The following is a 20861-nucleotide window of genomic DNA, read 5'->3' as shown; positions in this document are numbered from 1 at the left end:
TTGGTATTTACTAATAATACCTATCATTTGGTGGTTTCTTGACAGGGAGTGGTGTGACGCCTACGCTGAAGGTGTTAGAAAAGGCAAACTCGTTGAAAAGCGAGGACGCAAAGTTACCGGTCTGTGGAGCTGCTTTTTCGAAAGCGACTCTATGACAGCGGGACCACTGGCATCTTCTAGACCATCTGAGCCTCTATGCGCTCAGAATCTGGTTCTGTCGCTGGATCATCCTGAAAGGTGCTGATGCACTGACTTGCCTTTCGGCCATACCGGCCCATAGCAAACTACAGGACGACATTTTATGAAAAACTTAATGACTCAAAATACATTGTTCCGCCGTGCGGCCTTAACGTCTGCAGTGGTTGCAGGTGGCTTGATGGCGGTGAATGGTATGGCGGCGGATGATGATGCGGATATATCTGCGACTGTGGTGGTGCCAATCACAATTGACAACGTGGTGGATATGAATTTTGGCTCGTTTTCTGCACCAACAGGAGCAGCGAGCACCATAACATTAGGAACTGGTGGGGGGCTTACTCCAGGGGCTGGAGTTGTGGTAATTGATGATACCGCCGCCGCCGCCGCCCGGTTTGATATCAGTGGACTGGCATCGCAGGCCTTTTCGATAACCATTGCTGCAACAGTTACGCTCACAGAAACAGTTGGTGGCGTTGCGACAATGGATTTAACGACGTCGTGGGATGATGATGGGGCTGCGGAAAATAACGCCGTAAGTAGTAGTCTGGACGTAGTTGGAGAAGCGTCTGTTTTCATTGGTGGGGAGCTTGCAGTTGCTCAGAATCAATTGGCTGGTGACTATGCGGGTACAGTAAACGCAGCGTTTGAGTATGAGTAAATAGTCTGAATTGGGGTGAACGACTATTCTGAAAGTCGAGCGCCCCAATTCTCAAACCTAAGATGCGATCAAGGCTGCTATGAGACGAAATAGCTCATTAGTTCAAGTTTTCAGTGGCGCATTGTTATGGTTGTCGGTTGCCTTTACTGCTCAGGCACAAATTGCCATTACGAATCAGCAAGACCTCGCCTTTGGGCGCTTTGTCGCAGGTAATGGCGGAACGGTCACCGTTGGGGTGGCGGGCGCTCGGTCATCCACGGGCGACGTATTTCTCATTCCCTCGAGTGATGGCTTGGCTGCACAATTCTTAGTTACGGGTGACGCCGACGCCACCTATACCATTCAACTTCCTGCCAATGGTGCCGTTAACCTAACTGGACCCGGTGCTGATATGCCGCTGTCGGACTTCGTCAGTTCACCTGCGAACTTCGGTCAGTTGAGTGCTGTCGGTGCACAAACACTGGCGGTAGGCGCGACATTGACCGTCAACAGTGGTCAATTGCCGGGTGACTATGTCGGTGGTTTCTCCGTTATCGTTGAATACGAATAACGTCAGTTTGCGCACAAATTAGGAATGTTCATGGTCGATTTGACAACATGTTTTCGGGTGCGAAGTGCACAAAAATGCCTTGTTGTAATGGGCAGCGCCCTGCTTGCTTTGCTGTTGTGGAGTCCGATGGCTCATGCCGACCTATTGGTTGCCCCTACGCGGGTGGTGATTGAACCGAACCAACGAGCGGCGCAAGTGGAGCTCATCAATCGAGGCAGCACTACCGGGACTTATCGTATATCCGTTGTGAACCGACGTATGGGGAGTGCTGGTGGTTTCACCGACGTCGACATGACAGAACCCCCTCTGACGGGTGAGCGTTTTGCAGACCGCATGATACGCTTTTCGCCGCGCCAAGTGACCCTGGAACCGGGAGAAAGCCAGACCGTGCGCCTGATGGTGCGTAAGCCAGCAGATCTGGAGGCGGGTGAGTACCGGTCGCACTTGCTCTTTTCGCGTCAGCCAGATCCTACAACGGAAACACCCAGTGGAGCGCCTGGCACGTCTCGGCAATTGTCGATTTCCATTACAACACTGTTGAGTATTTCTATTCCTGTGATCGTGCGGCACGGCCAAACAGATGCCAGTGCATCTATTTCTGATATCGCCGTACAGGCAAATGAGAACGGAGACGCGCTACTCTCTGTGCAATTGCATCGTGAAGGTAACCGTTCACTGTATGGTGACCTAGTGGTCTATCACACAGCCCCGGGACGCAATGAGCAGGTGATTGGCAGGATTGCTGGCATGTCGGTGTATGTGCCAAATGCACAGCGCCAGGTAAATGTTGGACTTTCCTTAAGTGCAGAACAATTGTCTGGAGGGATGCTTCGCGTTACTTATAGCTTACCGCAAGCAGAAGGCGGCAGGTTGCTGGCGGAAGCTGCGGCCACTCTGCGTTGACGACCCGTGAAATGTTCAATGACCCTCAGAGGTAGTCTGCTCTTTGCGAAGAGCACATTGCTGTTGGTTGTTTTACTAACAGTAACCTTAAGCGCACTAGGGCAAGCGTTTGATGACGAGCCTGAGTTACTGATTTTAGAGGTCCGACTTGATCAGACCGTGCTGTCCGGCGGTCTACCAGCCTATGATGACGGCACGAACATCCTACTGCCCTTGGGTGAGCTGTCGCAGTTGCTAACCATCGCCATCACTGCTGACCCTGTATCGGGCATCGCCAGCGGGTTTGTGTTGAGCAGTCGCCGCACCTTTGAATTGGATGCCAACCGGCTTTTGGTTAATCAAGCGGGCACGCGTTCATCGATCAACCCCGAAGATATTTACATCGACTTGGACGACATATACGTCACCAAGTCACTTGTCGAATCTTGGTTACCCGTAAACTTAGACTTTCAGCGCTCGCGGCTATCTTTACTGGTAGAGCCGCGCGAAATCCTTCCTTTGCAGGCACAATTGCTGCGCGAGCGACGTGCGGCGCGCAACGGCCAAAATGGTAACGGTGAGCGGGCACACTTTGAGTTCGAAGCAGTGCCGTATCGGATCATCAGCTCGCCAGCGATAGACCAAGCGGTGGGTTGGCGCTATCAAAACAGCCTCGCAGGTGACTCTACGTCCATGGACTATTCGGCGCTGATCACCAGCGACCTGATGGGCCTGGAAGCAACGGCCGCCATCAGTGTGCGCGAACCAGATTGGACGACAGACCTTCGCTTCACGTTGGGCCGTAAAAGCCCAGAGCCGGAGCTACTGGGCCCATTGCGTGCAAGATCGTTCATTGGCGGTGATATTTCCGCCACATCTGTACCCAATGTTACACCCGGTGTTTTCGGACGCGGCATCAATATCAATAATCGCCCACTGTCACGCCCTTCAGAGTTTTCACAGCACACCTTTACCGGTGAAGTGCCGCCGGGGTGGGATGTCGAACTCTATTACAATGATGTGCTGGTGGACTATCAGCCACCCAATGGCGAGCGTTACTTGTTCGAGAACCAGCCGTTGAGCTATGGGCGCAATGAATTTACGTTGGTGTTTAATGGTCCGTTTGGTGAGCGTCGCGTTGAAAATCGTGTTTTCAATTTGTCGCAGTCCATGCTCGCTCCTGGAGAAACACAATACGATCTATCATGGATCGAGGATCAAAATGGTCGTACCCGCGCATCGTTTCAACTCGATGCTGGTATCAGCGAACAACTGACCCTGACCTCCAGTTTCAGCGAGGTGCCAGTGAATGGTGGTGCCGGGCAGTACACCGGTTTTGGCGCGCGCACGTACTGGCAAGCTCTGAGCCTGCGGGCTGACTGGGTTGATCAATCTGAAGGCGGTTACCTAGTCGGGTATGGTGGTCAAACGCGCTTTGCAGGCATCAACCTTGATGCCTATCGATCGCAGCTTTATGACTTCGAGAGCGCAACCTTTTCACGCCGGGCTGACCCACTGGTAGCGCGCACGGAAGCTAGGGCGTCGAGTGCGTTACCTCTCCTGCCGCGGGTAAGACTGCCGTGGACGACGACCTTCAAGCGTGATGAATTGGAGTCCGGGGAGTACATCGATGAAGCTTCACTGCGCGTCTCTACCTTTGTTCAACGTGTTTCGTTGTCCAACACGCTGACCTGGCGGCGCAGCGCCGAGTCAGAAACCGTGACCGGACGATTGCAAGCCTCACGCCGTTGGGCCAATACCTCGGTGCGTAGCCAACTGGCTTATAACCTGGACCCCGAACAAGAAGCTACAAACGTCAGTGCCAATATTACGCAAACCCTCGGCAATGGTTACCGAGCAACGGCGAACGTGAACCACTCGTTGCAAACCGACGTCACGCGCTACGGCGCAGGATTCAACAAGAGTCTAGGTATGTTTGGCTTAGGACTCTCAGGCAGCTACGTTGATAGCAACGACTATTCCATCAGTGCGCGCCTATTTGCCTCAGCACGACAAACGCCCCAGCACGGCGACTGGCAAGTCGATGCTCGGCCGACTGCCCGTTCAGGCATGATATCGGCAACTGTCTTTATAGATGAGAACGGTAATGGCGTGTGGGATGAAGGCGAGCCTTTGCTGGAAAACGTCGGATTTCTCATCAATGGCGTACGGAACCGTTCGTTAACGGATGAGCAGGGTGTGGTCACCTTATCGCAGTTGCCGACGCACCGGTATCTGGATATCGAGTTAAATGTTGGAACATTGGAAGATCTGCAATGGCAGCCGGTGGTTAAAGGGCGGCGCGTGATGCTGCGTCCAGGCATGGGGCAAAACCTGTTGTTCCCGGTGCAAGTGACCTCGGAGATCGACGGTACAGTCTTTGTGCTGTCGGAAGAGACAGAGCGCGGAGCAAGCAATATTCAAGTAGAACTGTTGGATCAAACGGGCCAAGTAGTGGCGCGTGATCGCACGGCCTGGGACGGCTTTTATATCCTGATGGGCGTACCGGCAGGCGACTATGAATTGCGTATCAATCCCGAACAGTTGGAAGGACTAGGGTGGCGGTATGCCGGACCGCGTCAGTTGGAGGTTCCAGAGGGGGGAGACTTTATCAGCGGTATCGACATCTCGTTGTTCAGTGCTGACTACGAACCGTCTGTATCAGCGCCAATAGATGTACCGGAAACCATGGCACCTGTTGATTCAGACGCAGCGCAGCCGATGCCCGAGCGGCCTATGACAGTGGACGGAGCTCCTGAGACTTACCTGACAGGCGTTTGGCTACAAAGCCAGCCCGACAGCTACTTTACCATTCAATTGATGGCCGCGCGCACCGAGCAAACCGTACTCAACTTTATCGCAGCGAATGGCTTGCAGGGTAATGCGAATTACTTTGCCAGCCTGTATCAGGGCGCGCCCTGGTATTCACTGATCTACGGTCACTACCGCACCTATGAAGAAGCGCAACAGGCGCTCAGCGAATTGCCACCGGCATTGCGCGAAGCTGAGCCATGGGTGCGCTCATACGCATTGATCAAGCAGTTGGCGCGTTAAGCGCCAGGCTATACAAGGGTTAAGGAATAATCATAAAGGAGGGTTGGCCTTCATTTGATTGCCGTCCGCCAGTATGCGTTCACTAAAATCCAAGTAGCCGCATTGCGTAGGCTCTGAGAGCGTTTTCTTTGGTTTCTGATAGAGCAATAAAAAACCCCGTATCTTGCGATACGGGGTTTTCGTGTTGGTGGAGACGGCGGGAGTCGAACCCGCGTCCGCGAACCCTCTACTTTCGGTCCTACATGCTTAGCCTCTTCATTTGTTTAACCGCACACCCGCCGAAGGGCAAGCTGATGTACTGGCTGTCCTGGAATTAGATTTAACAGCGCCGGCCCAGAAAACCTTTGCTGCGATCCTAGCTAATTTGACCGAGTTGCTAACCGTTTAGGCCCAGCTAGCGTTCGGCGGCTGCTATTTAATTAAGCGGCCAGGCGCATTTCGGCGCCAAAGTTATCGTCGTTTGCGATTATCTTTTTGCAACTTTCGATTTACGTGATTCGTTGCCATCACGACATGCACCTTAAGCTTCGTAATCCCCGTCGAATCCGTTTCGTCCCCGAAATCGGCTCAAACAGTCCACGGCTGCTTAATGTAAGTGAAGTTTAGCACGGCCGGTAAGACGGCCGCCAGCGGCGTTGTGTAATAAAGGCGTTTATTCCGCCGCAGACTTATTTGTTGGCGCTGTGCTTCATGATGCGTTCTTTCTGTCGGTTCCAGTCACGGTCTTTCATGGTGGCGCGCTTGTCGTGGCTCTGCTTACCTTTTACTAAGGCCAGTTGAACCTTCGCATACTGGTTTTTCCAATACATCGACAAGGCTATAACCGTGTAGCCGTCTTGGTCGGCGGCGCGCGCTAACTTGTCGATTTCCCGGCGTTTGAGCAAAAGCTTACGTTTTGCCGTAGTATCGGGAATGACATGCGTCGAAGCACTGATCAGTGGGGATATCAACGCCCCAAGCAGCCAAGCTTCATCGCCTTTAAAAATGACATAGGAATCGCGCAGTTGCAGCTTACCGGCGCGGAGAGATTTAACTTCCCAGCCCGACAGTACGATGCCTGCTTCAATGGATTCTACAATGTGATAATCGTGCAGCGCTTTCTTGTTCTGCGCGATCTGTGTTGAAGGAGTCTTGTTTTTCGCCATAGCGCGCCATTATAGTGGATGCGCTTGATAAAGCTACGGATTTTCCTATGACGGCACAGGTACAACACAATTTCTGGCGGCATCCCTGGTTGTTCAGGCTGGCGATCAGTGGGGCAGTCATCAGTCTGTCTAACGTCTTCAGCTTCCCTGTTGCAGTCGGGCAGTATGGTGGGCCCTTTATTGCTGCCTACTTGCTGGCGCATTTGCTGATCGCTATGCCGATCCTGATGAGTGAACTGCTGATTGGTCGTCGCGGCCGGCAAAGCGCCCCGCTCAGCATCGCTCAGCTCGCGGCCGAAGCCTTTGTACCCCGAGTGTGGCGTTATCTAGGCGTGGTCATCGTGGTCACCGGCATGGCCATTGCGTCTTACTATCTGGCCTTTTCCAGTTGGGCATTGGACTACGGCTGGCTTGCGATCAGTGGGCAACTGGCGGAAACAGAACTGGCTCTGCGCTTCACGCTGGCGGAACTCTTAGTTGATCCACTAAAGCTCATTTTTCTGCATACCCTGGTTTGCCTCGTCCTTCTATTGTTGCTGGCTCTGCCGTCGCCGATTGGGATGCAGATTCCAGTAGCGCTCATGGCATTGTGCTTGCTGGCGGGTGTTGGCCTGTTGTCTTGGTGGACACTTGAAAGCGGTGCTTGGCTGGCAGGCTTGGGTGCGGTATTTAATGCCTCGGCTGAAGCCATGACGATAAACGTCTGGACCACAGCGGTCTCCTTATCTTTTTACAGCCTAGGGGTAGGCTTAGGGGTGAGCCTCTTGATGGGCGTTCACATGGAGGACCGAATGTCGGTCGGCGGCACTGCACTGTGGATCATTGGGGTTGATGTCTTTTGGTCAATTCTTTTCGCGGCATCGGTTTTGGCCTTTGTCACACCTGGGGCCACGGCCGATGCCATCAGCTTGTTGTTCGTGACCCTGCCAGAAGCGCTGTTTGCCTCTTCTGTTGCTAGCCCAACAGCGTGGTTGTCGTTGTTTTATGTACTTCTACTATTGAGTGGCTTGTCGACAGGTCTGTTTCTTGTGAAAGGCCTGGTGATGTGGTTGCACGAACGTTTTCAGATCCGCCGTATATTAGCGTCTGCGGTCGCCTCTATCCTTTTATGGCTGGCAGGTGCTGGCGTCTTGCTGTCGTTCAACATCTGGCGTGAAGTCCGCTTCTACGGTGCTACCGTGTTCGAGTGGCTCTCGGTGCTGCCAGGCACCATCATTTTGCCGTTAATTGCTTTCCTATTGTCGGTCTTTGTAGGCTGGAAACTGCCTCAACACATTACCGTAGATGAATTGAAACCCGTGTACGAACATCGTTACGCTTGGTGGCGATTTGCGGTAAAATTTGTTACAACCTCCGCCCTTTTAATGCTGCTTATGTTTCAGGTATGGACGGAATGGGCCATTGCATGGCCACTTCAGGCCGCCTTGGTGCTAGGTTTGGTTGCACTGACGCTGGCTTGGCAGCGTTACAGGTTCACGGGTTGGGAACGGTTATGAAAATTGCACGGCGGGCCATGGTGCCGTATTCGCCGGAACAAATGTTTGCTTTGGTGCATGACATTGAGTCCTATCCGGATTTTTTGCCAGAGATTACCGGCGTGAAAGTCTTGGAGCGACACACTGAGGTGGTCGCGGCGGAGTTAGAAATCAGCAAAGGCCCGGTAAGAGAGCGCTTTGCAACGCGCAACCGTATTCGCCGGCCAGACTGGATGAGTATGGAATTGGTGCGCGGGCCCTTTAAGCATTTGCATGGCGAATGGCATTTTACGGCGGCCGGAGAGATGTCAGAGATTCGTTTCGAATTGGACTTTGAAGTCCGCGGTTTTGCTTTGAAAATGATCCTTGAACCAGTAGTTGGGCGCATGGCTGACCGACTGGTTGACCGGTTCTGTCAACGAGCACGGAGTGTGTATGGCTGACGTTCAGATAGAAGTCGCTTATGCAACACCGGAAAAACAGCGTATTCTGTCGTTGCATGTGCCGGAGGGCACCACGTGCAGAGCTGCGGTTGCCCTGAGCAAAATTGCAGACGAGTTTCCGGATGCCGATATGGCCTCGGCGCCCTTGGGTATTTTTGGTAAGAAGATTGCGACGCCCGAGACCACGGTTGTAGAAGACGGTCAACGCATTGAAATTTACCGCCCATTGTTGATTGACCCCAAGCAGGCACGTTTGAATCGTGCCGCCCGCGCCACCGCAAAAGACTAGCGTACAGGCATCCATTGAGGCTGGCGCCCGCATTTTTACGAGGAGGATTAGGTGAGTAACGTAGAGCTTAAAAAGGCAGGACTGAAGGTTACCCTACCGCGCCTCAAGATATTGCAGATGCTCGAAGGAGCAGACCCACGGCACATGAGCGCAGAGGATGTTTATCGGCAACTCATTGATGCCGGTGAAGAAATTGGTCTGGCGACCGTCTATCGGGTACTCACGCAATTTGAATCGGCAGGCTTAGTTGTGCGTCATAACTTTGATGGCGGACATGCGTTGTTTGAGCTGGATGACGGTGATCACCACGATCATATGGTCAATACCGAGAGTGGTAAGGTCATAGAGTTTATGGATGAAGTCATCGAAAAGCGGCAAAAGCAGATTGCCGACGAACACGGTTTTGAATTGGTTGACCACAAGTTGGTACTGTACGTTAAGCCTAAGAAGTAGGAGTGCAGCCCTCTGCGCGAAGCTCTTTGTAGGAGCGCAGCCCTCTGCGCGAACATTCGGCCAAAGGGCTGGCCTCCTACGAATCAGGCTTTCGGCCAGAGGGCTGGACTCCTTCGGGGCTATTAATGCATCAACGGCGCGGACAACAAATCCCGTGCATGCGATAAGGTCGCATCGGTTACTCGAGCCCCGGAAATTAACCGTGCTACTTCCTGCGTTCTCGATTCTACATCCAACGATTTTACTTGCGACAACGTTTGTCCGTTCACCACTTCTTTTTCAATCAACCAATGCTGATGACCGAACGACGCCACTTGCGGTAAGTGTGTGATGCACAGTATCTGGCTGTGTTGGCTCAGTTGACGAATCAAACGGCCCACTTCTTCTGCCGTTGCTCCGGAAATACCTACGTCCACTTCATCGAAGAACAGCGTTGGCGCTTGCTGTGTCTGTTGCGCCACCACCTGAATTGCCAAGGCAATACGTGACAGCTCACCGCCCGAAGCGGCCTTGTGTAGTGGCTGTACAGGCTGGCCCGGGTTGGCCGACAAGCACAACTCAACGTCATCAAAACCCACCACGGAAGGGTGTTCTGGGGTAGGTGTCACACGGCATACAATATTCGCATGCGGCATATTCAAACGGTGCAGCTGCTGTGCCAAGGCCTCGGCCAATGTATGGCTGGCCTCTTGGCGCATGTTAGACAGTAGGGTGGCAGCAGCGCGATAATGTTCTTCAAGCGCAGACAGCTGCGATTCCAGTTCAGCCAATTCTTCTGTATTGGCTGCGAAATCAGCGGTTTTCGCCTCCAACTCGCGCTTGAGTTCGGGCAAGGCTTCCGGGCGACATTGATGTTTACGTGCTACGTCATAGATAGCGCTCAGGCGTTTATCAAGGTCGGCAAAGCGTTCAGGGTCCCATTCAAAATCGTTAGCGAAACGGTGCAGGTCACTGCTGGCTTCATTCAGGGTGATTTGGGCTTCCGTCAGTAGGCTCAACGCACTTTGCAGCGTTGGGTGCAACGCCGCTTGTGGCTCCAAATCGTGAATCGCACCGCGCAACTGGCCCAGTACGTCAGCATCACCGTTTTCAGAATTAAGTAACTCGGCTACCTGACTGGCGGTCTGCAGCATGCTTTCGGCGTGACTCAGCGCCTGGTGTTCTTGCTCCAAGGTTTCCAGTTCGCCGTCGTCCAGATTCAGTGCCGACAACTCTTCTAACTGATACATCATCAACTGCTGCTCAGCGTTGTCACGCTCCGAGCCTTGCTGCAGTTCACGGAAGCGGCGCTCAGCTACTTTCCAGTCACGGAAGGTTTTGCGTACTTGGTGCAGTTCTACGCTCACTTGCGCGTAGCTGTCGAGAATGCCAAGGTGTTCTTCGGTGCGCATCAAGCGCTGATGCTCGTGCTGCGCATGAATCTGCAACACCAACTCACCAAATTCTTTCAGGCGTGCAACGGGCACCGCCGCCGCGTTAATAAAGGCGCGCGAACGGCCATCGGCGGTGATCACCCGGCGCACAATGCACTCGCCGTCTTGCCACAAGTCTTGCTCGTGCAACCATTTGCCAGCAGGCGAATCTGCTTTAATCAGAAAGGTTGCGCTGAGGTCGGCTTTCTCTTCGCCGTGGCGCACCTGGCTCGAATCAGCGCGACCACCCGCCAATAAAAAGAGCGCATCTAAGATGATCGACTTACCTGCTCCGGTCTCACCCGACAGCACGGTAAGTCCTTGCTGAACATCCAGCTCGATGTCGCCAGCGATGATGAAGTTACGAATGTGTAGGTAGCAGAGCATGGTCGGTCACCTGTGAGGCTGCGGTTAAATATACTGTTAAAATATACAGTATTATGGTGCTTGTAAAGTTCTATTGTTCGTTGGATTAGCGGGTGCTGCGGGTATGAATACCCGCTCTACGAAGCTTCGCGTTCGCGCAGAGGGCTCCGCTCCTACGGGCGAGCACAAGTCGTAGGAGGCCAGCCCTCTGGCCGAACCTTTTGTGCACCGAACCACGTTTCTACGGCAAGAGTGCGGACAAGAATTTGAATGGTTCACGAATCATTACAAAATCCAACAAAATCAGCCAATGCCTGATATGGCTATAATATGTACACTAAAAATTACGTTTTACAGGTCTGTACACAATCCTGATGATCCCGGATTGACGACCTAGCAGCTAGACTTGATTAGAGTACGTAGCCTGTCCAATCACAGACATGAATTTGCGATGGAGAAAGGTATGAGTACAAAAACAAGTAAATACCTCTCCAGAACATCCGGCCCCGATGGCCGTATAGACTGGAGTGTCGAAGAGAACGCGAACTGGCAGGCGCTGATGGCGCGTCAGCTCGACTGTGTTGAAGGTAAAGCCTGCGACGAATACATCGCGGGGCTCAAGCGCCTCGACCTGCCGCGCGACCGAGTACCACAGCTGGCGGAAGTCAGCGCGGTATTGCGCGACACCACCGGTTGGCGTTGCGCCGAAGTGCCAGCACTCATCAATTTCGATAAGTTCTTTGCCCTGCTGGCCGACAAGCAGTTTCCGGTCGCGACCTTTATTCGTTCGCGAGAAGACTTTGACTACCTGCAAGAACCCGACATTTTTCATGAAATCTTTGGCCACTGTGCCATGCTGACGCACCCAGCCTTTGCTGAGTTCACGCACATCTATGGCAAGTTGGGGTTGGCCGCCAGTAAAGAAGACCGCGTATTTTTGGCGCGCCTCTACTGGTTCACTGTAGAGTTCGGCTTGATGCAAACAAAGGACGGACTGCGCATCTACGGTGGCGGCATATTGTCGTCGCCCGGTGAAACCCAGTATGCCTTCAGTGACACGCCGGAGCGTCGTCCATTCAATATTTTGGACGTTCTGCGCACACCGTACCGAATCGATATCATGCAGCCGATATACTATCTGATTAACAGCATAGATGACCTGTTCGAAGTCGCGCAGTCCGACATCATGGCGCAGGTCGCTGAAGCCAAACGGTTGGGTCTATTTGCCCCAGCGTTTCCACCCAAAGAACAATCGAAAGCGAGCTAACCAGGAGCCGATTAATGACTACTACTGAAACTCTGAGTACACAAGTGTGTGAGGCCTGTCGCGCCGATGCGCCGCAAGTCAGTGAAGCCGAGTTGGCCGAATTGATTAAGCAAATTCCCGATTGGGTGCCCGTGGTGCGCGACGGCGTCATGCAACTGGAGCGCGAATACACCTTCCGCAACTTCCGTTTGGCGTTGGAGTTCACCAATAAAGTCGGTGCTTTGGCCGAAGCCGAAGGCCATCACCCCGGTATTCTGACCGAGTGGGGCAAGGTCACCGTGACTTGGTGGACGCACGCCATCAATGGTTTGCATCGGAATGATTTTATATGCGCAGCAAAGACCGACGCATTGACCTAACGGTAACAACGACAAGCCTCTTTTTCTCAATCTGGCGTTGTTAAAAATGGCCTCAAAGTGCTCATTTACGTACAGTAAACTGCGCCTTTTCGGCCATTTTTGCCTAGCCAGCTTTTCGCCTCTGAGGCTTTTATCAGCTCCTATAGCATCGAACTAGGGCATCCAGCGCCTGATGTATCAGAGTCAAAAAGAGATCCATAGGATTTTCTAGCCCCTTGAAAGAAAAAAAATCTCCCTCATATAGGAAGCCAACGAAAACATTTGGCTCAAGGGAGACTTCACGCATGTCGGCAGACGAGCAAAAAACACAGACCGAAACTGAATTGCACGACACCGATTCCGTTGTCGACACAGAGGCGTCCTCGCAAGACGCAGCCGCAGAAGCCACTGCTGAAACGTCCAGTGCAGACGTCAGCATTGAAGATCTAGTAAACCAGTTGGCGGCCAACCAAGAAGAAATCACCAAGTTGAAAGACGCCGTGATCCGTTCGGAAGCCGAAATGCAGAACGTGCGTCGTCGTGCAGAAAAAGACGTCGAAGCGGCTCATAAATTCAGCCAAGAAAAGCTGATCAAAGAGCTGTTGCCGGTCATCGACAACCTCGAGCGCGCACTGGAAGCCTCCACTGGGGAAGAAGTGGGTGCTGCTAAAGCCGTGTTGGAAGGTGTTGAGCTCACGCACAAATCCTTCTCGGATACCTTGGTGAAAGCCTCGGTCGTAGCCATCAACCCGGTCGGCGAAACCTTCGACCCACAGTTGCACCAAGCCATGTCCATGGTGCCGAATCCTGAGGTGCCCGCAAACACCGTTATGGCTGTTGTGCAGAAAGGCTACAGCCTGCACGGTCGCTTGGTGCGTCCGGCCATGGTGATGGTATCGAGCGGTGGGCCAGCGGTCAGTGGCAATAACATTGACGAAACCGCTTAAGACTTAAATTTACGCTACTTGAAAAAATTGCACCGGCACCCATATACCGGCTATAGCAGCAAAAACCGAATTATTGAGGAGTACTAAACATGGGTAGAATCATCGGAATCGACCTGGGGACCACCAATTCCTGTGTGGCTATCCTCGACGGCGACAAAACACGTGTTATCGAGAACGCTGAAGGCGATCGTACAACACCGTCCATCGTGGCCTATGCCGACGATGACGAAGTGCTGGTCGGTCAGCCCGCCAAGCGCCAAGCGGTTACCAACCCGCACAACACTCTGTACGCGGTTAAGCGTTTGATCGGCCGTCGTTTTGAAGACGACGTCGTACAGAAAGACATCAAAATGGTGCCGTACAAAATCGTTAAAGCCGACAACGGCGACGCTTGGGTAGAAGTGAAGGGCGACAAAAAAGCGCCGCCACAGATCTCTGCCGAAGTATTGAAGAAAATGAAGAAAACGGCGGAAGACTTCTTGGGTGAAAAAGTCACCGAAGCGGTTATCACCGTACCTGCATACTTCAACGACAGTCAGCGTCAGGCGACGAAAGACGCCGGTCGTATTGCCGGTCTGGACGTGAAGCGCATCATCAACGAACCAACCGCTGCGGCACTGGCGTATGGTTTGGACAAGAAAGCTGGCGACCGCACCATCGCGGTGTATGACTTGGGTGGCGGTACTTTCGACATCTCCATCATCGAAATCGCCGACGTCGATGGCGAAACGCAGTTTGAAGTGTTGTCTACCAACGGTGACACCTTCCTCGGTGGTGAAGACTTCGACATGCACCTGATCAACTACCTGGCTGACCAGTTCAAGAAAGACAGCGGTATTGACCTGAAAGGCGACTCACTGGCTATGCAGCGCTTAAAAGAAGCCGCAGAAAAAGCCAAGGTTGAACTGTCATCTGCCCAGCAGACTGACGTTAACTTGCCGTACATCACTGCCGACGCCTCAGGCCCTAAACACCTGAACGTTAAAGTGACGCGTGCTAAGTTGGAAGCCTTGGTAGAAGACCTGGTTGAGCGTTCAATCGCCCCTTGCCGTATGGCATTGAAAGACGCCGACGTCGACGTGAACGACATCGACGAAGTGATTTTGGTCGGTGGCCAGTCACGTATGCCGATGGTTCAGCAGAAGGTTAAAGACTTCTTCGGCAAAGAGCCACGCAAAGACGTGAACCCAGACGAAGCCGTTGCTATGGGTGCTGCCCTGCAGGGGGCTGTGCTGTCAGGCGACGTGAAAGACGTACTGCTGCTGGACGTTACCCCGTTAACCCTGGGTATCGAAACCATGGGTGGCGTCATGACCGCGCTGATCGAGAAGAACACCACCATTCCGACGAAGAAAACACAGGTGTTCTCAACCGCTGACAACAACCAAACCGCCGTGACCATTCACGTCGTGCAGGGTGAGCGTAAGCAAGCAGCGCAGAACAAATCACTGGGTCGTTTCGACCTAGCTGATATTCCGCCTGCACCACGCGGCGTACCGCAGATCGAAGTCGCCTTCGACATCGACGCTAACGGTATTCTGAACGTGTCAGCGAAAGACAAAGGTACCGGCAAAGAGCAGTCCATCGTCATCAAAGCCTCTTCTGGTTTGAGCGATGATGAAATCGAAGCCATGGTGAAAGACGCCGAAGCCAATGCGGACGAAGATCGTAAGTTCGAGGAACTGGTACAGGCGCGTAACACCGCCGACGCCATGATCCACGCCACACGTAAAACGATCGAAGACGCTGGCGACAAGGCTACCGAAGAAGAGAAGACCGCTATTGAAAGCGCCATCTCTGAATTGGAAGACGCCATGAAAGGCAACGATAAAGACTTGATCGAAGCCAAAACCAAAGCGTTGACTGACGCGTCAGGCAACCTCGCGCAGAAGATGTACGCCGAAGCAGCCGCCGAAGGCCAAGCGCAAGGTGAAAGCGCCGAAGCCAGCGACGGCGGTGCCGACGACGCGGTAGACGCCGAGTTCGAAGAAGTGAAAGACGACAAGTAGAGTGTAGGAGGCCAGCCCTCTGGCTGAATACTCGCTTTTATTATCGGATGGGATATTAAGGGAGCGTCTAGAAACCTCGAAGGCGAAAATCTGGTTAGGCAAAAATGTTAGAGAACGCGCAGTTTACAAATTGTAAATGAGCATTTGATAACATTTTTAACAACACTAGGTTGAGAAAGCGAGGTTCCTAGGTGCTCCCTTGGCCCATCCTTTTGTTTGCTGGAACATGCCAAAATGTCAAAAAGAGACTATTACGAAGTACTGGGTGTTGACCGCCAAGCGGATGCCAAAGAAATCAAAAAGGCATACCGCCGACTGGCGATGAAATACCACCCGGACCGCAACTCCGACGACCCCGATTCCGACGCCAAATTCAAAGAAGCCAGCGAAGCCTACGAAGTACTGTCGGATGAAGACAAGCGCCACATCTACGACCAGCGTGGACACGCCGGGTTGGACGGTATGGGCGCAGGTGGCGGCTTTAATGCCGACGCGCACGGCAGTTTCAGTGATATCTTCGGCGACGTCTTTGGTGATATTTTCGGTGGCGGTCGCGGTGGGCGTTCAACCTCTCGTCGCGGCTCCGACCTGCGTTACAACATGGAGTTGTCGCTGGAAGAAGCCGTACGCGGTGTCGAAAAGAAAATCCGTGTTCCCACGCTGGTGTCTTGTAACACCTGTGACGGCAGCGGCGCTAAAAAAGGCACCAAGCCGACCACCTGTGGCGTCTGTCATGGCACCGGTACTGTGCGCATGCAGCAGGGTTTCTTTGCGGTGCAGCAAACCTGTCACGCCTGTGGCGGACGCGGCACCGTTATTAAAGACCCTTGTAACGACTGCCACGGTCGCGGCGTAAAAGAAGAAACTCGCACTCTGAATGTGAAGATCCCACCGGGTGTGGATACCGGTGACCGTATTCGCCTCAGCGGTGAAGGTGAAGCGGGTATGCAAGGTGGCCCAGCGGGTGACCTGTTCGTTCAGGTTATGGTGCGTGAACACGCTATTTTCCAGCGCGACGGCAGCAACCTGTATTGTGAAGTACCTATTTCCTTTGCCGATGCCGCCTTGGGTGGCGAACTCGAAGTCCCCACTTTAGAAGGCAAAGTGAAACTTAAGGTGCCGGAAGAAACCCAAACCGGCAAACTGTTCCGCTTACGCAGCAAAGGCGTTACACCGGTGCGTGGTGGCCCGCGTGGCGACTTATTGTGCCGGGTGGTGGTAGAAACACCTGTGAAGCTCACCAGCAAACAGAAAGACCTGCTGCGCGAGTTTCAAGAAACCCTTGAAGGCAAGAAGAACAACCACTCACCCCGTAAAACCAACTGGTTCGACGGCGTGAAGAAATTCTTCGAAGACATGTAGGAGGCCAGCCCTCTGGCCGAACCGGTAGGGCGGGTGTTCACACCCGCCATATCCATGTTGCTGTTATACATCTAACTTGGAACGCACACATGAACATCGCCATCACCGGCGCCCCCGGACGCATGGGGCGCACCTTGGTCGGCCTCGTCCACCAAGACCCACAACTCACTCTTGTCGGCGCGACTGACCGCCCCGACAGCAGCCTGCTCGGCACCGACATCGGCGCGCTCTGTGGCCTTGGCGACCTTAAAGTGCCCTTGATAGACGACCTGGATGCCTGCGTAACGCGCCCGAACGTCGTCATCGACTTCACCACGCCGGCCGCGACCATGGCGCATCTTACCTACTGCCGCCAGTTTGGTATCGGCCTCATCATCGGCACGACCGGCTTTTCTAGCGAAGAAAAAGACCAGATTGCCGAGGCCGCGAAAGAAATCCCCATCGTCTTTGCTGCTAACTATTCCGTCGGCGTTACTGTGCTGCTGGACTTGGTGAAACAAACCGCCGCGTTGCTGGGTGACGACTACGACGTCGAAATTGTTGAAATGCACCATAGGCACAAAGTCGACGCACCATCAGGCACGGCTTTGCGCTTGGGTGAAGCCGCCGCCGAAGGATTGAAGCGTAACTTGGAAGAGTGCGCCATCTATGGCCGTGAAGGCGCTGAAGGCCCGCGTGACAACAAAACCATTGGTTTCGCTACGTTGCGCGGCGGTGACGTCGTCGGCGACCACACCGTGGTGTACGCCACCGAAGGCGAGCGCGTCGAACTCACGCACAAAGCCAGTAATCGCAATACCTTTGCTAAAGGTGCACTGCGTGCCGCCCGCTGGCTGAAAGACCAGCCTGCCGGCCTGTACGATATGCGCAACGTCCTCGGCTTGTAACGCGTAGATACAAGGGCAGGTGTTAACACCTGCCGGATATCATCCACCCGCCGAACATTCTTACAAGCGACTGCGTTCCTACAAAAACAGAAAACTACCTCTGTTAGAATATAAAAGCCAAAGCAGCCCCTTACACAAACCTTACATACTGTTAACCTTCAAAACGCATTTTCTGAAAACGCCTGTAATTGCCTGAAAAATCAACAACCTGAAACACCTTTTCCATACGGTCAATAATAAATGGCTGTTTTACCTCATAGGCCGATTGTAAAACTGAGAATTCGCGCTAAAAAACCCAATTCAAGCCCAAAAAACCGTTGACCACTTCGGTTTTCTCTGGTGTGATAACACCACGTTCGGGCCTTGGCTAGAGCGTTTGCACCGCAGAAGGCATTCAGGCCGATGAAAAAATTCGTCGTTTTGGGTGTGCTCTACGGAAGTTGAAGCCAAGGGTTTCATTTTTGTAATAGCTGTGTAATATGGCTGCTGCAAACTGAATAACGATAAGAAATCGGTGGGCGCACAATCCCGTTGGGTGTTCACCAACTTATGGAGTCCGGTTCAAACACGAATCGGGGTCATGATAATAAAAGGGGAATCTTGAATGAAAGCTTTTAAACTTGCTTCTGGTTTTGCTGTATCTGCACTGACTCTGGCCATCGCCGGTGCCGCAGTAGCTGAATCAACTGCATCTGTAGACTTCACTGGCTCTATCCGCGTTCAAAGCGTAATCGATCTGGAAGCTGAAACTCGTGCCAGCCAAATGCCTGGTTATGAAACAGCTGACGAAGATTGGTATCAGTTGAACGCTACTTGGACTGTAGCGAATGGTCCTTTCAGCGGTAAAATCCGTGTTGGTATCAACGAAGATGAAAAGCCTGGTGGTGCTGGTTGGGGTCCTGGCGTTGCAGTAAATGACAACGACAAAAACAACGGCTATGTTCGTGTATACGATCTGAAAGTTGAAGAAGGCGCGGTATCTTTCGGCCAAGTTGGTAGCATCCGCGATACCGTTGGCAAGCTGGAAGGCCTGACTGATTTCCGTAAGTCTGCAGAGACTGGCTTAAACGATGGTTTTGGTGTTGTTGCTGCACTGCGTTACACCGTTGAAGAATTCGGCGTAAAAGTTCAGTCTGAAGGCGCTGACAGCGACGATTTCGGTTTCGCTGCTGCGGTTCACCAAGATCTGGACGTTGCCGAAGTATGGGCTGACTTTAGCTACCGTGAAGCACAAGGCGGTCAGTCTGACGGCTACACTGCATTCGGTTTGGCGGTAGAAGCTGCTCCTGTTGATCTGATCAAAGTAGAAGCTGCTTTCCGTCAGAACGGCAACATCGAAGATTCAGCTTGGGCTGCTAAGCTGACTGTTAATGCAACTGACGATATCTCTGTATTCGGTCAAGTTGCTTCTGTTAGCGTTGAAAACGAAGAAATGGCAATCCGTGCCGGTGCAAAAGCCACTTTCGCGCCTATCACTGTTGAAGGCTGGTATGCTCTGGACCTGAATGACGAAGACGACTCTGGCAACGTGTTTGCTAAAGTATCTTACGCTGAAGGTGCTATCAGTGCATTCGCAGAAACAGAAATGGGTCTGAGTGAAGGTAACGGCCTGCAGTTCAAACTGGGTGGTAAATACACCACTGAGTCTGGCGTAGAGTACGGTGCTGAATACGCAAACGGTGAGTGGGCGAACGAAAACTCTGAGAAGAGCGTGTTCACTGCATTCGCACAGTACAGCTTCTAATCTAACCTTCTTAGGTTAATTTAGAGTCTTAGAAAGCCGGCGTAAGCCGGCTTTTTTGTGTGTGCTTGTTTTAGACTAGCGGCCCGACATGGGTATAGGTACCCGCTGCCTCTTCTCCCCATTCCGTAGATACCATCTCTCCGCACCGACCTCAAGCGGTTACTAAACCGCCTGAGGTTGATAGGGTTGCTGGTTCTTTATCACGCCAAAGCAGATCTGAACCAGCTTACGCATGGCCGCTCCTAAGGCGGCCATCCTGCTCTTTTCTTGTGCGAGCAGGCGATTTTTCTGTTTCTTAATGTCCGGGTTGTGCTGGCTTGCCGCCACCGCCGCCATGTACAGCTTGGCACGCAAGTAGGAAGGGCCTGTTTTACTGAGTGTCGTTTTGCCTTTGAGCACTCCAGACTCCCACAGTCGAGGGATCAGCCCGAGATAAGCCGCCACTTGTTTCGCCGTACAGAAGCGCTTGCGCGCAAAAAGGCAGACCAGTTCGCGCTGCATGACGCCGCCAATACCTTTGATGCTCCCCAGTAGCTCGTGATTCGTTGCCAGCACAGGGTCTTTTTTAATCCGATCATCAATGTCTTGTTTCAGACGCTCAATCTCGTCATCCAATTTGCCGATCATCGCGTGAATGGAGTCAGTCACTCGCAGTGATGCGCCGGATATCTGACTGCTTTCCAGTCGATTAGTCTCACGCTGACGGTCTTTTTCCAGAGCATGCAACCGCCGTGAAATAGCTTTCAGCTCTCGCACTTCTGGCGGATCTGGCTCCCAGCGATGTAAGTTGGCAGGCTCACTGGCACCGTACTTTGCCAGCAGTTTTGCATCAGACTTATCGGTCTTGTGCGTCATACCATGAGACTTGGCAAACAGATTTGCCTTTCCGGGGTTGGCTACAAACACCCGATAGCCTTGTTCATGCAGGTGATACACGAGGCCTTCGTGATAAACACCGGTGGCTTCCAGTGTGATATGAACGGACTCTGGGCTCATATCAATCGACTTCGCTAGCCACTGACTGATCAGGTGAAAGTCACTGTTCTTAAACACTTTCGTTTTTACTTTTTTGCCCGTTGCGTCGCGCAACCAGCACAGGTCAATTTTGCTTTTGCTGAGATCAATACCAACGTAAGCAACCATCTCGCTCCACTCCCCTTGTACATACAGCATCACTTTCCACTGGAAAGGCGCTTGGATACCATTCAGTTTAAGAGATAAACGAAGTGAGGGGACAATCTACGTTTCAGTCGTCACTGCACTCAGGGCAGGTACGTCCTCACTCACTTCACGGTTATAGTGATAGCTAATCACCTCACCTGGAGAGATACAAGGGCAGGTATTCATACCTGCCTGTTATTGTATCTGCTCGCCATGTGTAA

General features: G+C 52.8%; 18 protein-coding genes, 1 other RNA gene and 1 riboswitch. Of the genes, 15 read left to right on the top strand and 4 right to left on the bottom strand.

Features of this window, described 5'->3' with window-relative positions:
- Positions 1–72: 72 nt before the first annotated feature.
- Positions 73–171: riboswitch (cyclic di-GMP riboswitch) on the top strand.
- Between the two features lie 130 nt (positions 172–301).
- The 4 genes from NFC81_RS12525 (at position 302) to NFC81_RS12510 (ending at position 5342) form a co-directional block, all read left to right on the top strand.
- The gene (locus NFC81_RS12525; RefSeq protein WP_304994814.1) at positions 302–856 is read left to right on the top strand and encodes a DUF4402 domain-containing protein; all 555 of its coding nucleotides are present in this window, start codon (positions 302–304) and stop codon (positions 854–856) included.
- A 79-nt stretch (positions 857–935) separates the two neighbouring features.
- Positions 936–1406 (top strand): DUF4402 domain-containing protein, encoded by a 471-nt coding sequence (locus tag NFC81_RS12520; RefSeq protein WP_304994813.1) that lies wholly within the window; start codon positions 936–938, stop codon positions 1404–1406.
- A 126-nt stretch (positions 1407–1532) separates the two neighbouring features.
- Entirely contained in the window at positions 1533–2309 is a 777-nt protein-coding gene (locus NFC81_RS12515; RefSeq protein WP_304994812.1) for a hypothetical protein, read from the top strand.
- A gap of 18 nt (positions 2310–2327) precedes the next feature.
- On the top strand, positions 2328–5342 hold the full coding sequence (locus NFC81_RS12510; RefSeq protein ID WP_304994811.1) for an SPOR domain-containing protein: 3015 nt from the start codon (positions 2328–2330) through the stop codon (positions 5340–5342).
- Between the two features lie 185 nt (positions 5343–5527).
- Here NFC81_RS12510 and ssrA read toward each other — a convergent pair.
- Both ssrA and smpB read right to left on the bottom strand, forming a co-directional pair.
- Positions 5528–5900: a transfer-messenger RNA gene (gene ssrA, locus NFC81_RS12505) on the bottom strand.
- A 110-nt stretch (positions 5901–6010) separates the two neighbouring features.
- The gene (gene smpB / locus NFC81_RS12500) at positions 6011–6487 is read right to left on the bottom strand and encodes an SsrA-binding protein SmpB (RefSeq protein WP_304994810.1); all 477 of its coding nucleotides are present in this window, start codon (positions 6485–6487) and stop codon (positions 6011–6013) included.
- Between the two features lie 47 nt (positions 6488–6534).
- Between smpB and NFC81_RS12495 the strand changes: the two genes are divergently transcribed.
- From NFC81_RS12495 to fur, 4 genes are read left to right on the top strand one after another with little or no spacing between them, the layout of a single operon-like run.
- Entirely contained in the window at positions 6535–7983 is a 1449-nt protein-coding gene (locus NFC81_RS12495) for a hypothetical protein (protein WP_304994809.1), read from the top strand.
- Positions 7980–8405 carry a type II toxin-antitoxin system RatA family toxin gene (locus NFC81_RS12490; RefSeq protein WP_304994808.1) on the top strand — a complete coding sequence of 142 codons (426 nt, stop codon included), beginning with the start codon at positions 7980–7982 and terminating at the stop codon, positions 8403–8405. Before NFC81_RS12495 ends, NFC81_RS12490 begins: the two co-directional genes overlap by 4 nt.
- Positions 8398–8694 (top strand): RnfH family protein, encoded by a 297-nt coding sequence (locus NFC81_RS12485; protein ID WP_304994807.1) that lies wholly within the window; start codon positions 8398–8400, stop codon positions 8692–8694. Before NFC81_RS12490 ends, NFC81_RS12485 begins: the two co-directional genes overlap by 8 nt.
- A gap of 51 nt (positions 8695–8745) precedes the next feature.
- Positions 8746–9147 (top strand): ferric iron uptake transcriptional regulator, encoded by a 402-nt coding sequence (fur, locus tag NFC81_RS12480; protein ID WP_304994806.1) that lies wholly within the window; start codon positions 8746–8748, stop codon positions 9145–9147.
- Positions 9148–9269: 122 nt separating this feature from the next.
- Here the strand turns inward: fur and recN are convergent, their stop codons facing one another.
- Positions 9270–10946 carry a DNA repair protein RecN gene (gene recN, locus NFC81_RS12475; RefSeq protein ID WP_304994805.1) on the bottom strand — a complete coding sequence of 559 codons (1677 nt, stop codon included), beginning with the start codon at positions 10944–10946 and terminating at the stop codon, positions 9270–9272.
- Between the two features lie 442 nt (positions 10947–11388).
- Between recN and phhA the strand changes: the two genes are divergently transcribed.
- The 7 genes from phhA (at position 11389) to NFC81_RS12440 (ending at position 19479) form a co-directional block, all read left to right on the top strand.
- The gene (gene phhA, locus NFC81_RS12470) at positions 11389–12192 is read left to right on the top strand and encodes a phenylalanine 4-monooxygenase (RefSeq protein ID WP_304994804.1); all 804 of its coding nucleotides are present in this window, start codon (positions 11389–11391) and stop codon (positions 12190–12192) included.
- A gap of 14 nt (positions 12193–12206) precedes the next feature.
- A complete protein-coding gene (locus tag NFC81_RS12465; protein ID WP_304994803.1) occupies positions 12207–12551 on the top strand; it encodes a 4a-hydroxytetrahydrobiopterin dehydratase in 345 nt (114 codons plus the stop codon).
- Positions 12552–12835: 284 nt separating this feature from the next.
- Entirely contained in the window at positions 12836–13477 is a 642-nt protein-coding gene (gene grpE, locus NFC81_RS12460; RefSeq protein WP_304994802.1) for a nucleotide exchange factor GrpE, read from the top strand.
- A gap of 89 nt (positions 13478–13566) precedes the next feature.
- The gene (gene dnaK / locus NFC81_RS12455) at positions 13567–15486 is read left to right on the top strand and encodes a molecular chaperone DnaK (RefSeq protein WP_304994801.1); all 1920 of its coding nucleotides are present in this window, start codon (positions 13567–13569) and stop codon (positions 15484–15486) included.
- A gap of 234 nt (positions 15487–15720) precedes the next feature.
- Entirely contained in the window at positions 15721–16848 is a 1128-nt protein-coding gene (gene dnaJ / locus NFC81_RS12450) for a molecular chaperone DnaJ (protein ID WP_304994800.1), read from the top strand.
- A gap of 89 nt (positions 16849–16937) precedes the next feature.
- Entirely contained in the window at positions 16938–17735 is a 798-nt protein-coding gene (gene dapB / locus NFC81_RS12445; protein WP_304994799.1) for a 4-hydroxy-tetrahydrodipicolinate reductase, read from the top strand.
- 604 nt (positions 17736–18339) lie between these two features.
- Entirely contained in the window at positions 18340–19479 is a 1140-nt protein-coding gene (locus NFC81_RS12440; RefSeq protein ID WP_304994798.1) for a hypothetical protein, read from the top strand.
- Between the two features lie 162 nt (positions 19480–19641).
- On the opposite strand, the gene NFC81_RS12435 is transcribed toward NFC81_RS12440, so the two are convergent.
- Positions 19642–20652, bottom strand: coding sequence for an IS110 family transposase (locus tag NFC81_RS12435; protein WP_304994797.1), 1011 nt, complete (start codon positions 20650–20652; stop codon positions 19642–19644).
- Between the last annotated feature and the right edge of the window lie 209 nt (positions 20653–20861).

Origin of the sequence: Salinispirillum sp. LH 10-3-1 (assembly GCF_030643825.1) — a bacterium.
Classification (GTDB): Bacteria; Pseudomonadota; Gammaproteobacteria; order Pseudomonadales; family Natronospirillaceae; genus Salinispirillum.
This window is presented reverse-complemented; position numbering and strand designations above follow the sequence as displayed.

Bases quoted from the DNA above. Each gene is read 5' to 3' on its own strand.
- grpE (WP_304994802.1), top strand. From the start codon at position 12,836: ATGTCGGCAGACGAGCAAAAAACACAGACCGAAACTGAATTGCACGAC.
- NFC81_RS12520 (WP_304994813.1), top strand. From the start codon at position 936: ATGAGACGAAATAGCTCATTAGTTCAAGTTTTCAGTGGCGCATTGTTA.
- NFC81_RS12485 (WP_304994807.1), top strand. From the start codon at position 8,398: ATGGCTGACGTTCAGATAGAAGTCGCTTATGCAACACCGGAAAAACAG.
- dapB (WP_304994799.1), top strand. From the start codon at position 16,938: ATGAACATCGCCATCACCGGCGCCCCCGGACGCATGGGGCGCACCTTG.
- NFC81_RS12435 (WP_304994797.1), bottom strand. From the start codon at position 20,652: ATGCTGTATGTACAAGGGGAGTGGAGCGAGATGGTTGCTTACGTTGGT.
- recN (WP_304994805.1), bottom strand. From the start codon at position 10,946: ATGCTCTGCTACCTACACATTCGTAACTTCATCATCGCTGGCGACATC.
- smpB (WP_304994810.1), bottom strand. From the start codon at position 6,487: ATGGCGAAAAACAAGACTCCTTCAACACAGATCGCGCAGAACAAGAAA.
- NFC81_RS12525 (WP_304994814.1), top strand. From the start codon at position 302: ATGAAAAACTTAATGACTCAAAATACATTGTTCCGCCGTGCGGCCTTA.
- NFC81_RS12495 (WP_304994809.1), top strand. From the start codon at position 6,535: ATGACGGCACAGGTACAACACAATTTCTGGCGGCATCCCTGGTTGTTC.
- NFC81_RS12515 (WP_304994812.1), top strand. From the start codon at position 1,533: ATGGCTCATGCCGACCTATTGGTTGCCCCTACGCGGGTGGTGATTGAA.
- dnaK (WP_304994801.1), top strand. From the start codon at position 13,567: ATGGGTAGAATCATCGGAATCGACCTGGGGACCACCAATTCCTGTGTG.
- NFC81_RS12440 (WP_304994798.1), top strand. From the start codon at position 18,340: ATGAAAGCTTTTAAACTTGCTTCTGGTTTTGCTGTATCTGCACTGACT.
- NFC81_RS12510 (WP_304994811.1), top strand. From the start codon at position 2,328: ATGACCCTCAGAGGTAGTCTGCTCTTTGCGAAGAGCACATTGCTGTTG.
- NFC81_RS12490 (WP_304994808.1), top strand. From the start codon at position 7,980: ATGAAAATTGCACGGCGGGCCATGGTGCCGTATTCGCCGGAACAAATG.
- NFC81_RS12465 (WP_304994803.1), top strand. From the start codon at position 12,207: ATGACTACTACTGAAACTCTGAGTACACAAGTGTGTGAGGCCTGTCGC.
- dnaJ (WP_304994800.1), top strand. From the start codon at position 15,721: ATGTCAAAAAGAGACTATTACGAAGTACTGGGTGTTGACCGCCAAGCG.
- phhA (WP_304994804.1), top strand. From the start codon at position 11,389: ATGAGTACAAAAACAAGTAAATACCTCTCCAGAACATCCGGCCCCGAT.